This is a genomic window from Proteus sp. TSJ240517 (assembly GCF_047921575.1).
Lineage (GTDB): Bacteria > Pseudomonadota > Gammaproteobacteria > Enterobacterales > Enterobacteriaceae > Proteus.
The window spans coordinates 140,193-154,435 of record NZ_JBLRMH010000008.1 but is presented as its reverse complement, the minus strand read 5'-3'; the positions used below and the strand labels follow the sequence as shown (position 1 = coordinate 154,435).

At 38.5% G+C, this 14,243-nt stretch carries 10 protein-coding genes; 3 read left to right on the top strand and 7 right to left on the bottom strand.

Annotated features, from left to right (window positions below):
* Nucleotides 1-198: 198 nt before the first annotated feature.
* On the top strand, nt 199-741 hold the full coding sequence (locus ACNARN_RS14350) for a YfaZ family outer membrane protein (protein WP_100158496.1): 543 nt from the start codon (nt 199-201) through the stop codon (nt 739-741).
* A gap of 85 nt (nt 742-826) precedes the next feature.
* On the opposite strand, the gene tyrP is transcribed toward ACNARN_RS14350, so the two are convergent.
* The 6 genes from tyrP to ubiG all read right to left on the bottom strand — a co-directional run bounded on the left by tyrP (nt 827) and on the right by ubiG (nt 7,368).
* Nucleotides 827-1,978: a tyrosine transporter TyrP gene (gene tyrP, locus ACNARN_RS14345; RefSeq protein WP_349443309.1), complete on the bottom strand. Its 1,152-nt coding sequence runs from the start codon at nt 1,976-1,978 to the stop codon at nt 827-829.
* Between the two features lie 241 nt (nt 1,979-2,219).
* Nucleotides 2,220-2,453 carry a YgdI/YgdR family lipoprotein gene (locus ACNARN_RS14340; RefSeq protein ID WP_109374138.1) on the bottom strand — a complete coding sequence of 78 codons (234 nt, stop codon included), beginning with the start codon at nt 2,451-2,453 and terminating at the stop codon, nt 2,220-2,222.
* A 91-nt stretch (nt 2,454-2,544) separates the two neighbouring features.
* Nucleotides 2,545-2,823, bottom strand: a complete 279-nt coding sequence (gene yfaE / locus ACNARN_RS14335) for a class I ribonucleotide reductase maintenance protein YfaE (RefSeq protein WP_109374139.1) — start codon at nt 2,821-2,823, stop codon at nt 2,545-2,547.
* A 25-nt stretch (nt 2,824-2,848) separates the two neighbouring features.
* Nucleotides 2,849-3,979 carry a class Ia ribonucleoside-diphosphate reductase subunit beta gene (nrdB, locus tag ACNARN_RS14330; protein ID WP_109374140.1) on the bottom strand — a complete coding sequence of 377 codons (1,131 nt, stop codon included), beginning with the start codon at nt 3,977-3,979 and terminating at the stop codon, nt 2,849-2,851.
* An 11-nt stretch (nt 3,980-3,990) separates the two neighbouring features.
* Nucleotides 3,991-6,282, bottom strand: coding sequence for a class 1a ribonucleoside-diphosphate reductase subunit alpha (nrdA, locus tag ACNARN_RS14325; RefSeq protein WP_198619780.1), 2,292 nt, complete (start codon nt 6,280-6,282; stop codon nt 3,991-3,993).
* 348 nt (nt 6,283-6,630) lie between these two features.
* Nucleotides 6,631-7,368: a bifunctional 2-polyprenyl-6-hydroxyphenol methylase/3-demethylubiquinol 3-O-methyltransferase UbiG gene (gene ubiG / locus ACNARN_RS14320; RefSeq protein ID WP_109374142.1), complete on the bottom strand. Its 738-nt coding sequence runs from the start codon at nt 7,366-7,368 to the stop codon at nt 6,631-6,633.
* A gap of 172 nt (nt 7,369-7,540) precedes the next feature.
* Here ubiG and gyrA point away from each other — a divergent pair, with 172 nt between their 5' ends.
* Nucleotides 7,541-10,168: a DNA topoisomerase (ATP-hydrolyzing) subunit A gene (gene gyrA / locus ACNARN_RS14315; RefSeq protein WP_198619782.1), complete on the top strand. Its 2,628-nt coding sequence runs from the start codon at nt 7,541-7,543 to the stop codon at nt 10,166-10,168.
* Nucleotides 10,169-10,361: 193 nt separating this feature from the next.
* Entirely contained in the window at nt 10,362-13,196 is a 2,835-nt protein-coding gene (gene rcsC, locus ACNARN_RS14310) for a two-component system sensor histidine kinase RcsC (RefSeq protein WP_198619783.1), read from the top strand.
* A 389-nt stretch (nt 13,197-13,585) separates the two neighbouring features.
* On the opposite strand, the gene rcsB is transcribed toward rcsC, so the two are convergent.
* Nucleotides 13,586-14,242, bottom strand: coding sequence for a response regulator transcription factor RcsB (gene rcsB / locus ACNARN_RS14305; protein WP_006533269.1), 657 nt, complete (start codon nt 14,240-14,242; stop codon nt 13,586-13,588).
* Between the last annotated feature and the right edge of the window lies 1 nt (nt 14,243).

The window sequence follows — 14,243 nt, the reverse complement described above, 5'->3', positions numbered from 1 at the left end:
TGGTTAATATTGACTGTAATTCCACTTTAGCAATAATAAACTCATTAATAAAACCAATTAGACCAATAACATTGATAGACGTAACTTATTTACATAGATTGAAAATTCTACAGATTAGCTTTCAATTTTAGCTAAAGTTGTTTAATAAATTTGTTGTATAATTATAAATTAGGACAATTATTTGCTGGAGTAATAACAATGAAAAAATATTTATTGGTCGGCGCTGTAAGTGCGTTATTTATGGCTGGTAATGCAAATGCAGTATCAATGAATATTCAAGCGGGCAAGCATTACACTGATGTTCGTGCGGGTTTAGGTGATCCTAACGCAGGGCTATCTTTTAATGGTAACTGGGCACGAAGTGATCATGATGGTCAGACGGGTAGCCTAGGTGCAAAATTCGCATTACCATTAGGACCTTTCTCAGCGAGTGTTGGAGGTAAAGCACTCTACTTATCACCAAAAAATGGTGATGATGGTGCTGCACTAGCGGGTGGTGTAGGTTTAAACTGGAATGTATTCCCTTCATTGAATGTTTATGGTGAAGCTTATGCTTCTCCTGAAGGATTAACCTCTGGCAGCAAATCTTATTATGAAGCCGATGTGGGGGCTCAATTAACAGTATTTAAACCACTGCATGTTAATGCAGGTTACCGTGTGATTGAAATCGAAAACTCACATAATAGAAGTAATAATAAAATTGCTGATGGTTTCTATGTTGGAGCTGGTTTAAGCTTCTAATTTAGAAAAAGCAGATAAGATCAAATAAAAAGCAGGTGTTGAAAAATCAGCACCTGCTTTTTTTGTTGTTGGTATAAGTGAGTATTTAGCCGACTTGTGGTAATAAACCAAAAGTGATAGCGATTTGAATACCAATAACCACCAGACCACAAATAAACACAATACCTAATGCACCTTTCCCGCCTTTAACTTTGTATTTATCTGCACCGTTTTGTTCTTGTCTAACTTTCCATACTAATAAAGCAGGTAGAAGCAACGCTAAGATTGACAGGGCAATAGCGGCATAGGCTAATGCTTGTACAAAGTTAGGGAAATAAAGCGCGCATAGTAAAGGAGGCACAAACGTTAATAGGCTTGATTGCATACGCCCAGTTGCACGATTACTGCGTTTGAATAGGTCAGCAAGATAATCAAATAGACCTAATGCAACACCAAGGAACGAGGTTGCTAAAGCTAATGCCGCAAATAGGTTAACTGCAATATTCACGCGAGGTGTAGCAACAACATCACGGATAGCAGTAAGAAGACCATTTAATCCAGATTGTTGCGCCATAATTCCCATAAAAGTATTTGTTGGGATGGCACCTAATGTGGCAATTTGCCATAAAATATAAGCAACAAGCGGAATAGCACTACCAACAATAAAGATAATACGTAGCTTTTTAATATCGCCGTTCATGTAACTTACAATACTTGGCACACTACCGTGGAAACCAAATGAGGTAAAAATAACAGGAATAGCAGAAAGAATAAGCCCATACGCCACAGGCATTGAGGTTAAGTTTACTGATTCAACGTGAGGTAACATAACAATCAGCATAAATATGAGGAAGAAAACTTTTGCGGTAAACAATAGGCGGTTAATCATATCAACCGATGTTGTACCAATTCCTACCACCGCTCCACCAATCACTGTAAAGATAATGATACCTTGTGTGATAGAAAGCTCATGACCAATCCAAGACGAGAGTGTGGATGAGAGTAGTTCACCTGCACCACTAATATAAGCAGTTGTTAGCGCATACATTAATAGTAATAGTGCAAGTCCTGTGATCACTTGACCACCAACACCAAGATAGCGCTTTGCAATAGAGCCAAGACCAGTATGAGGATCATTGTATTGATAAACTTCCACCAGCAGTAACGCGGTATAGCTCATCAATAACCATAAGCCAACAAGCAATAGCATCATGGTGCTAAAACCAATACCCACGGCAGCCAGTGGCATTGCCAGCATACCTGCCCCAATTGTTGTTCCTGCAACAATAAAAACACTGCCTATAGTGCGATTCTTCACAAAATCCTCTGTTCTCTAAACTATTTTATTTATTTAAAAAGCAGGGTATAAGAATGGTAAATTTCTGTCAAATTTTAATTACGTATGCTGTAATGATTGGTTTACAAAAAGGATTTTGTGAATAAAAAAACGCCAATTATAAATATGAATTGGCGCTTTAAGAGAGATATTTATAGGAGCGTTAATCGTCAAGCTCTACCATTCGTCTTATTTGATCACGATTAATTTGTTTAATTTGTCCTGTTTCTGAATCTTTGTAGGTAATTAATCCAGTTGCTTCATCTTCTTGGGGTTTATCTGTTGTTAAAATTGTTTCCCCATTCACTGTTTCTATTTTTTGTGGACTTGAACAGCCCGCGACGAGCAGAATTGATGTGGAAATAGCAACAGCGGAGAAAATAGAACTTAATTTCATAATATTTTTCCTTTTTTATCAATGTTATTTGTAACTTTAGTCAAAGATGAACAAGAGTGTTAGGAAAAAGCCAAAATTAAGATAATTCAAATTACTCAGAGCAAATTTCTATTTCGATATCACTAATGGGATGGCAACTACAGGGGAGTATTTCATCGGCTTGGATAAACGCTAAAGGCTCATTGCGATAACACACTTTGCCTTTCACTAAGCGTAGACGACAAGAGCCACAATAGCCTTCACGACATTGGTATTCGACTTGGACTTTCCCATGCTCTAATGCATCAAGCAAAGAAGGATGGGTGTCAGTATGAAATTCTAAAGGTGTTGAAAGACCCTGCTGATGCAGGGTCACTTTATGAGATGCCATAACGTATCGGTGTTATTTCTCAGTATTACAGTTCAAAGTTACTTAAGTCATCAGTATCAACTTGTGAATCGATTTGACCCACGAGGTAAGAACTGACTTCAACTTCTTGAGGTGCAACTTGAACGTTGTCAGACACTAACCATGCATTGATCCATGGAATAGGGTTAGAACGTGCTTTAAATGGTAATTTAAGACCCACTGCTTGCATGCGAATATTGGTAATATATTCAACATATTGGCAAAGGATATCTTTATTTAAACCAATCATAGAGCCTTCAGAGAACAGGTATTCCGCCCACTCTTTTTCTTGCTCTGCCGCTTCAACAAACAGGTCATAACACTCTTGCTCACATTCAGCCGCAATTTCTGCCATTTCAGGATCATCTTGACCTGAACGCAGTAAATTCAGCATGTGCTGTGTTCCTGTTAAATGCAACGCTTCATCACGGGCAATTAATCGAATGATTTTAGCATTACCTTCCATTAATTCACGTTCCGCAAAGGCAAATGAACAGGCAAAGCTAACGTAGAAACGAATCGCTTCTAATGCATTGACGCTCATTAAGCACAGGTAAAGCTGTTTTTTCAGTTTACGCAGTGTAACGTGCACCATCTCGCCTTTGACTTCATGATCACCTTCACCAAACATATGGTAAAGATTAGTGAGTCTGATCAGTTCATCGTAGTAAGAAGAAATATCACGTGCACGTTTTAAAATTTCTTCATTTTCAACGATATCATCAAACACAACTGACGGATCGTTAACAATATTACGAATAATATGAGTATAAGAGCGTGAGTGGATGGTTTCAGAGAATGACCATGTTTCAACCCACGTCTCTAACTCTGGGATTGAGATTAAAGGTAAGAATGCCACGTTAGGGCTTCTTCCTTGAATCGAATCCAACAGCGTTTGATATTTTAAGTTACTAATAAAAATATGTTTTTCATGATCAGGTAACGCATTATAGTCAATACGATCACGAGAAACGTCCACTTCTTCTGGACGCCAGAAGAAGGAGAGCTGTTTTTCAATTAGCTTTTCAAAAATAGGATATTTTTGCTGATCATAACGCGCTACGTTAACAGGTTGCCCAAAAAACATGGGCTCCTGAAGTTGATCATTTTTAACTTGTGAAAAAGTAGTATAAGACATAGCTTCCTCAATTAAATTTTACACGCGCCGCCTTCACAATCTGAATCTTCCGTCTCAACGACTTCTTCCAGATCACCCTGTACATCGTCTGCACCGTCACGGGTATTGTGATAATAAAGTGTTTTCACACCATATTTGTAAGCGAGCAGCAAATCTTTCAGCAGTTGGTTCATTGGAACCTTACCGCTAGGGAAACGAGTAGGATCGTAGTTAGTGTTTGCAGAAATCGCTTGGTCAACAAATTTTTGCATAATACCGACTAACTGCAAGTAACCTTCAATACTTGGCATTTGCCACAGTAATTCATAAGCGCCTTTCAAACGCTCATACTCAGGAACCACTTGACGTAAAATACCGTCTTTAGAGGCTTTAATACTGATATAACCACGCGGTGGCTCGATACCATTTGTCGCATTCGAAATCTGTGAAGAGGTTTCTGATGGCATCAGCGCGGATAGTGTTGAGTTACGTAAACCGTACTCTTTAATGTCTTTGCGTAAGCCTTCCCAATCGTAATGCAGTGGTTCATTGGTCAGTACATCTAATGATTTTTTATAGGTATCAATAGGTAAAATACCTTCAGCGTAAGTGGTTTCATTAAACCATGGGCATGCGCCTTGTTCTTTCGCTAATTCATTAGATGCTTTTAATAAATAGTATTGAATAGCTTCAAATGCACGATGAGTTAAGTTATTTGCACTACCATCAGAGTAGCGGACACCGTGTTTTGCTAAATAATAAGCAAAGTTAATAACACCAATACCTAAAGTACGACGACCCATTGCCCCTTTTTGAGCAGCCAAGATTGGATAGTCTTGATAATCTAACAAGGCGTCAAGTGAACGAACGGCTAAACGAGCAAGTTCTTCTAAATCATCAAGATTTTCAATTGCACCTAAGTTAAATGCAGATAACGTACACAGTGCAATTTCACCATTAGGATCTTTAATATCATTTAATGGTTTAGTTGGCAGTGCAATTTCTAAGCATAAGTTTGATTGGCGAATTGGTGCAACAGCCGGATCAAATGGGCTATGTGTATTACAATGGTCAACGTTCTGAATGTAAATGCGGCCAGTTGAGGCACGTTCTTGCATCATTAATGAGAATAACTCAACCGCTTTAACTTGTTTTTGGCGGATACTTTTGTCTTTCTCATATTGTACATATAAGCGTTCAAATTCGTCTTGGTCTGCAAAGAATGCATCGTATAAACCAGGAACATCAGAAGGGCTGAATAAAGTAATATCCTGACCTTTGATTAAACGCTCATACATTAATTTGTTTAATTGCACGCCATAATCTAAATGACGAACACGGTTATCTTCAACACCACGGTTATTTTTCAGTACCAGCAGGCTTTCAACTTCTAAATGCCATAATGGGTAGAATAAGGTTGCCGCACCACCACGAACACCACCTTGCGAGCAAGATTTCACCGCAGTTTGGAAGTGTTTATAGAAAGGGATACAGCCTGTGTGGAATGCTTCACCATTACGAATAGCGCTACCTAATGCACGAATACGACCTGCATTGATACCAATACCCGCACGTTGAGAAACGTATTTCACAATAGCACTTGATGTCGCATTGATAGAATCAAGGCTGTCGTCGCACTCAATTAAAACGCAAGAGCTAAATTGACGAGTTGGTGTTCTTACACCCGCCATGATTGGCGTTGGTAATGAAATTTTAAAGGTTGAAATCGCATTATAGAAGCGTTCGATATAGTCCATACGTGTTGCTTGTGGATAACGAGAAAACAAGCAAGCAGCGACTAGAACGTATAAAAATTGCGCACTTTCGTAAATTTCACCTGTAATACGGTTTTGAACGAAGTATTTGCCTTCTAATTGTTTAACCGCAGCGTAGGAGAAATTCATATCACGTTGATGAACAATAAAGTTATTCATCTGTTCGAACTCTTCTTGCGTGTAATCTTCGAGAAGATGGCGATCGTATTTGCCTAAATCGACTAATTTTTTAACGTGATCATACAGTGCTGGTGGCTCAAATTGGCCATACGCTTTTTTACGTAGATTAAATACGGCAAGACGGGCAGCGAGATACTGATAATCAGGCGTTTCAGCAGAGATTAAGTCTGCAGCAGCTTTTACCAGCGTTTCATGGATATCAGCAGTTTTGATACCATCATAAAACTGAATCTGAGAACGTAATTCAACTTGAGATACAGAGACATTTTCTAGACCTTCAGCGGCCCAGGCGATAACACGGTGAATTTTGTCTAAGTCAATGCGTTCTTTATGACCATCACGTTTTGTGACTAGCAGGCTGTGATTCATGAGCGATGCACCTTTCTTGCATTAGTGTTACCTGAAATTTTATACCGCAAAAAAACGCTCCCGATGACAATTTGTGTCAAGGAGTCTTGTGGTGTGAAATTTAAGGAAACACAATATATAGGGGTTGGTTCAAATGGTGATAACAAGATAAAGGTAATTGAGAGATTGATCAAGTGTACAAATCTGATTGTTTCTGTGGATAAATAGGGGATAAATTTTTTAATAACTGCCTGTACCCTGCATAAATACAGGCAGTAAGAAACACAAATTCAAGTGACAACGATGTAAAGTCAATTTTAAAAAATGTGATCGTTTGATGTTTTATTAAACCAAATCAAACTTTCAGTTTCATGAATTCGAGTTATGTGTCGATTGTGTGTGCACCATATAATTCACATCGACATTTGGCGCTAATCGGAATTTGTCAGTGATTGGGTTATAATGTAAACCAATCATATTTTTGCTACGTAAATCGGTTTCATCGACCCAACTAAGCAATTCTGATGGGCGAATAAACTTATTAGCATCATGTGTGCCTTTAGGTACCATATTCAGAATATACTCCGCACCTACGACCAGCATTAGCCACGCTTTTTTATTACGATTGATGGTTGAGAAGAAAACATGTCCACCAGGTTTTACCAGTTTTGCACAGGCTCTTACCACAGAAGATGGATCAGGAACGTGCTCTAACATCTCCATACAGGTAACGACGTCGTAAGTTTGTGGGTTGTCATTCGCGTGGTTTTCAACGGTATCTTGAATGTAAGTGACAGGTATACCCGATTCCAGTGAGTGTAAACGTGCAACTTGTAATGGCTCTGTGCCCATATCAAGTCCAGTTACTTCAGCTCCAGCACATGCCATACTTTCAGACAAAATACCGCCACCACAACCGACATCTAGGACTTTTTTTCCAAATAGGCCGTCTGCGCGTTCTTGAATATAGTTGAGTCTTAGTGGGTTGATGCGGTGTAATGGCTTAAATTCACCTTCAAGATCCCACCACCGTGATGCGACGCTTTCAAACTTGTCGATTTCATGCTGATCCACGTTAGCATGTAAAGAGGTTGTTTTATCATTCATCAGAAAGTATTACTCCTATTTTCATATTGCCATGATTCTACCAACGTTAGACGGTGAAATCGAAGAGAATAGCGAAAGGATCATTAATTTAGTTGTTTCCTTTTTCCAAAAATTGGCGATTTGTGGTATAGTTCTAAACCTTTGAATCCGTAGTATGAGGGACAGTGGCTCCATGAGCGACATTGCCAGAGAAATCACACCAGTTAATATCGAAGAAGAGCTGAAAAGCTCATATTTGGATTATGCGATGTCTGTTATTGTAGGACGCGCATTACCCGATGTTCGAGACGGACTGAAGCCAGTACACCGCCGAGTGCTTTTCGCGATGAATGTACTAGGAAACGATTGGAATAAACCTTATAAAAAATCAGCCCGTGTTGTTGGGGATGTTATCGGTAAATATCACCCGCACGGTGACAGTGCTGTTTATGAAACGATTGTTCGTTTAGCACAGCCTTTTTCTATGCGTTACATGTTGGTTGACGGGCAGGGTAACTTCGGGTCAGTTGATGGTGACTCGGCGGCTGCGATGCGTTATACCGAAGTTCGTATGGCGAAAATCGCCCATGAACTGCTGGCGGATTTGGAAAAAGAAACGGTTGATTTTGTTCCTAACTATGATGGAACAGAACATATTCCGGCAGTAATGCCAACCCGTATTCCAAACTTGTTAGTCAATGGTTCTTCAGGGATTGCGGTAGGGATGGCAACAAACATTCCTCCACATAACCTAGGCGAAGTTATCGACGGCTGTCTTGCTTACGTTGATAACGAAGACATCACGATTGAAGAGTTGATGGAACATATTACGGGGCCTGATTTCCCGACTGCCGCTATTATTAATGGTCGCAGAGGAATTTTAGATGCTTACCGTACTGGTCGCGGAAAAATTTATATCCGTGCTCAGGCTGATATCGAAACTGATGAGAAGACAGGTCGCGAAACTATTATCGTGACAGAAATTCCTTATCAGGTGAATAAAGCTCGCTTAATTGAAAAAATTGCAGAGCTTGTTAAAGATAAGCGTATTGAAGGTATTAGCGGCTTACGTGATGAGTCTGATAAAGACGGTATGCGTATTGTCGTTGAAATCAAACGTGATGCTGTGGGTGAAGTGGTATTAAATCACTTATTCTCACAAACACAAATGCAGGTTTCTTTTGGTATTAATATGGTTGCGCTTCACCAAGGCCAGCCAAAATTATTAAATTTAAAAGAAATTATCTCTGCCTTTATTCGTCATCGTCGTGAAGTTGTTACTCGTCGTACTATTTTCGAATTACGTAAAGCACGCGACCGCGCCCATATCTTAGAAGCACTGGCTGTTGCCTTGGCGAACATTGACCCAGTTATTGAAATGATCCGTCAAGCACCAAATCCAGCAGAAGCAAAAGCGGCGTTAATTGCACAACCTTGGGATTTAGGTAGCGTTTCTACCATGTTAGAGCGTGCTGGTGACAGCAATGTTGCTCGTCCTGAATGGTTAGAGCCACAATATGGTGTGCATGACGGTAAGTACTATCTAACAGAGCAACAAGCTCAGGCTATTTTGGATCTGCGTTTGCAGAAACTGACCGGCCTTGAACATGAAAAACTGTTAGATGAATATCGTGAGTTATTGCTCCAAATTGCTGAGCTATTACATATCTTAAGAAGCCCAGAGCGTCTGATGGAAGTCATTCGTGAAGAGCTAAATGCGATTAAAGATCAATATAACGATCCTCGTCGTACTGAAATCACTGAAAATACAGCAGATATTAATATCGAAGACTTGATCAATGAAGAAAATGTTGTTGTGACACTTTCTCATCAAGGTTACGTTAAATATCAGCCACTTACCGATTACGAAGCACAGCGTCGTGGCGGTAAAGGTAAATCAGCAGCAAGAATTAAAGAAGAAGATTTTATAGATCGTCTGTTGGTAGCTAACACCCATGACACCATTCTGTGCTTCTCAAGCCGTGGTCGTCTCTACTGGATGAAAGTTTACCAATTACCAGAAGCAAGTCGCGGTGCTCGTGGTCGCCCAATTATCAACTTATTACCTCTTGAGCAAAATGAACGTATTACGGCTATTTTGCCAGTGAGAGAGTATGAAGAAGGTAAGTTTGTCTTTATGGCAACAGCAAGCGGCACCGTGAAGAAAACACCTCTGCAAGATTTCAGCCGTCCTCGTAGTGCAGGTATTATTGCCGTCAACTTAAATGAAGGTGATGAGTTAATCGGTGTTGATTTAACCGACAGCACTAACGAAGTTATGTTGTTCTCTGCGGATGGTAAAGTGGTTCGCTTTGCAGAAGATTGTGTTCGCCCAATGGGACGTACTGCGACAGGTGTTCGTGGTATGAAACTGAGCGATGACGATAAAGTGGTTTCACTTATCATCCCTCGTGGTGAAGGTGATATCTTAACCGTAACTGAAAATGGTTATGGTAAACGTACTGCTCAAAGCGAATACCCAACGAAGAATCGTGCAACACAAGGCGTTATCTCTATTAAAGTCAGTGAGCGTAACGGTAAAGTTGTTGGTGCAATTCAAGTTGAAGAAACTGACCAGATTATGATGATCACGAATGCGGGTACATTAGTTCGTACACGAGTTTCTGAAGTCAGCATTGTTGGACGTAATACACAAGGTGTTACCTTAATTCGTACAACCGAAGGTGAGTTGGTCGTTGGCTTGCAACGTGTTGAAGATGAAGATGATGCATTAGATGACGATGAAGTTAATGAAGTTATTAACGAAGAGTCATCAGAAGCACCTGATTCAGATTTAGCGGATGATGCAGACGAAGAATAATATTTATCATTATTGTGATGTATAAATAAAAGAAAGCAGGCATAATTGCCTGCTTTTTTTATATGGTAGGATCAGTTCATCATCAGAAAAAATTATCTTGATGATAAAGATCATATCATTCAGACATACAGTAACTTCTGCTAGAATAGAATAAGTTTCTTATGCGGTAGGCATTATTGATTAGGGTGGTTGTTTGAGATATCTCTCGTCCTTTAAAACATCGTTAAAAATTTCCCGCTACCTTTTTCGTGTATTAGGTATCATGTTGTGGGCGATGGGTGCATTGTTAACCATGTTTTACCTCATCAATATTTTCAATGATACAAAGTCAGATATTCGGCAAGAGTATAGTAATAACTACACCAATCTCCTTGGCTTCTTTAGGCAAACTTCTGGCACCATCCGTGATTTACAATACCTCGCAGAACGACATCAAGAACAGATCAATTTAAATCCGAGCATGAAAAATTCATTATTTTATGAAGGACCTTTTTCACTTCATAAACTTAATGACACTGCGGATTGTGAATTGTTTAAAGGACAAACAAATAACTATTTTCGCTCATTTAACAGCATCTTATATTATTGGAAAGATAATACACCCGCCCTGCAAGGAATAAACCAAGTCTTTATGGTTGGCTCCCATAGCATGTGTATGATTAACTTCCCTTTGCGCGCATCCCCTGTTGATACTGAAATGTTGAAAAAGATGGTTTACGAAAATACACGTAACTACATCAATCAACGCGCACAAGGTAAAGAGGTTAACCAATATTGGATAGTGCCAGATGCAAAAGGAGATAGCGGCATTTTATATGTTATGTCGCCAGTTTATGCCTCAGGTAAATTTATTGGCTTGATCGGTATTGAAAGGGCAATTCGCCTTGAATATTTTTCTCCCGCCAAAGACAGAGTGATTTCAATTCACCTTCTTAATAGTAGAAATACCACTGTTTTAAGCTATCCAGCAGAAAATAACTATCATGCCGTTAAACAAGTTCCTGATGTTAGTGCCCCTTATTTTGGTTTTGATGAAGACTTTAGTGACTTAGTTGCTAAGCGTAAATTATTACCTTCATCTTTTAGTGTGGTGTATTCATTACCACTCAAACAAATTTTAAATGAATTTAAATTTACGATTTTTAATGCGCTGATCTTAAATATTATTTCAGCCATTATGATTTTTATCTTCGTATGGATCTTTGAGCGAAAAATATTCTCCCCAGCTGAAAACAATGCCTCTCGTCTGGAAGAACACGAGCAGTTTAACCATAAGATTGTAGCATCAGCGCCAGTTGGGATTAGTATTCTTAGAATACGTGATGGCATGATCATTTTAAGTAACGAACTCGCTCATAACTATTTTCGTTTACTTAGCCATAGCGATAAACAAAATATCCTCTCTATTATTGCAGAGAAAAGTAGCAATATGGTCGATGTAGTGACCAACAATCGTAATCATCTGCAAATCAGCTTTGTTAATTCACGTTATCAAAATGAAGATGTGGCCATCTGTGTTTTAGTGGATATTAGCGCACGGGTTAAAATGGAGCGCTCATTACAAAACATGGCGACAGCTGCGGAGCAAGCTAACCAAGCTAAATCGATGTTCTTGGCAACTGTCAGCCATGAATTACGAACGCCACTTTATGGCATTATTGGTAATTTAGAGTTATTACAATCTCTTACACAAAGCGATGATGCTGCTCGATTATTAAAAACGATGGATAACTCCTCATCGTTATTACTAAAAATTATTAGTGATATCCTCGATTTCTCGAAAATTGAATCTAAACAGTTAAAAATTGATATTAAGCCATTTAATTGTCGCCAAGTGCTCTCTTTTGTTATCTCTAACTATTTACCTTTGATTGCGAAAAAAGACTTAGCTATTTACTGTTTTATCGAACCTGATGTACCTAAAATTGTAAATAGTGATCCTGTTCGTGTGCAACAAGTTATCTCTAATTTATTGAATAACAGTATTAAATTCACTACGACAGGGTGTATTACCTTGCATCTTTATAAAGATGATTATTATCTCTATTTCGATATTCACGATACAGGGCGAGGGATCAGCGACAAAGCATTGCATGAGCTTTTTGAACCATTCTTCCAAGTGTCTCAAAATACAGAAAGTGCATCAGAAGGGACAGGATTAGGTTTAGCTATTTGTGAAAAACTAATTAACTTAATGGATGGGGATATCAGCGTTGTTTCCCAAGAAAATATTGGTAGCCGCTTTACAGTTCGTATACCTCTTTATGGTGCTTTAGAAGGCGTTGAGCCTTCTTCTAAACAGAATATTTATAAAGAAAGTAATGTTCGCTGTTTTATTGATATTAAAAATCTCTATTTAGAAGGCTTTATTGGTCGATACCTTCGTTATTTTGGCTTGAGTTGCGAATTACTTACTGAAGAAGTGGTGTTATCTTCAACCGATTTTATTATCACAGATTACGATATACCAAGAAAAGATAACTGCCAATTTATTAGGATCAACGAGCATTATTTTGAGCCGTCGAAGAAAACAGCTGGAAACGTATGGGTCTGCAGTACTTATAAATTAAACGAGTTAACAAAAATAATACTGCAATTGCCACAAAATAAAGTAGAAGCAAATTGTGTGGATATGGTGGAGCAAGATACTGATTGTAGCTTACAAACCTTAACGATTCTTATTGTCGATGATCACCCAATAAACCGCTTATTGTTGACTGATCAACTGAAAAAAATCGGTTTTAATACAGTAACAGCAGAAGATGGCTGTGACGCATTAACGTATTTAGCTAAAAATCATGTTGATATCGTTCTGACGGATGTCAATATGCCAAACATGAATGGTTATCAGCTGGCAACACATATAAGAGAAATAGGCAGTAATATGCCTGTGATTGGTGTGACGGCGAATGCGATTGCAGAAGAGAAACAACGCTGTATTGATGCAGGAATGAATGATTGTGTATCTAAACCTGTTTCGCTTTCTATTTTAAGAGAAGTGTTGGTGAAGTATATACCTAAAGAATAATTCTAGATCGTGAACAATAAAACGAGTAAAAAAACCAAGGCTAATTTATTAGCCTTGGTTTTTTTTAAGTCAAAATAAGGTAAAAATGACGTAATTACAAAGTATTTTGATAGATAAAATGAAACAAAGTACAGCCATAATAAGACAAGCCGATTAAAAGGAGAGTGAGGGAGTCTCTGTAACAGCCTATAAGCGAAAAAACTAGTAAAGGTACGATATAAGCCATGCAGCTTATAAGGTGCTTCTGAACAGGAAATATTTGCAAGAAAAGAGAAAGGCAAACCCAAAGAGAATGAGGGATAAAGAGTAAAAATTAAAAAGCAGAGAAGCTCCCACAAAGGGATGAGCTTCCTGATTTTATCGGTGCGACTAAGGTAACTACGGTGAAATTAATCTGGGCCGTTAATTTCCTTATCAATAGTCACTGATGACAAGTAATTAAGTAATGCGATATCGTTATCGACACCTAATTTCATCATGGCTGATTTTTTCTGACTACTAATCGTTTTAATACTACGATTAAGTTTTTTCGCGATTTCAGTCACAAGAAAGCCTTCAGCAAATAATCTCAGCACTTCACTTTCTTTTGGTGATAAACGTTTATCGCCATAACCATTTGCATTTACTTTTTCAAGTAGCTTCGCAACGCTTTCAGGCATAAATTTCTTGCCTTTTTGTAGTGCAGCCAATGCTTTTGGTAGATCAGTCGGAGCACCTTGCTTAAGCACAATACCTTCAATTTCAAGATCAAGAACTGCGCTCAAAATAGCTGGGTTGTTATTCATTGTGAGTACAATAATCGACAAATTAGGATAATGTCTTTTAATGTACTTAATGAGTGTAATACCATCACCATACTTATCGCCAGGCATAGACAAGTCAGTAATTAAAGCATCCACATTTAACTTAGGTAAGTTATTGATAAGTGAAGTCGAATCTTCAAATTCACCTACAACATTGACCCATTCAATTTGTTCTAAAGATTTACGAATACCGAATAAAACGATTGGGTGATCATCGGCAATAATAATATTAAGGTTATTCATG

Coding starts and splice junctions, on each gene's coding strand:
- tyrP (WP_349443309.1), bottom strand. CDS start 1,978: ATGCTGGCAATGCCACTGGCTGCCGTGGGTATTGGTTTTAGCACCATG.
- gyrA (WP_198619782.1), top strand. CDS start 7,541: ATGAGCGACATTGCCAGAGAAATCACACCAGTTAATATCGAAGAAGAG.
- yfaE (WP_109374139.1), bottom strand. CDS start 2,823: ATGGCATCTCATAAAGTGACCCTGCATCAGCAGGGTCTTTCAACACCT.
- nrdB (WP_109374140.1), bottom strand. CDS start 3,979: ATGTCTTATACTACTTTTTCACAAGTTAAAAATGATCAACTTCAGGAG.
- ACNARN_RS14340 (WP_109374138.1), bottom strand. CDS start 2,453: ATGAAATTAAGTTCTATTTTCTCCGCTGTTGCTATTTCCACATCAATT.
- nrdA (WP_198619780.1), bottom strand. CDS start 6,282: ATGAATCACAGCCTGCTAGTCACAAAACGTGATGGTCATAAAGAACGC.
- ACNARN_RS14350 (WP_100158496.1), top strand. CDS start 199: ATGAAAAAATATTTATTGGTCGGCGCTGTAAGTGCGTTATTTATGGCT.
- ubiG (WP_109374142.1), bottom strand. CDS start 7,368: ATGAATGATAAAACAACCTCTTTACATGCTAACGTGGATCAGCATGAA.
- rcsB (WP_006533269.1), bottom strand. CDS start 14,242: ATGAATAACCTTAATATTATTATTGCCGATGATCACCCAATCGTTTTA.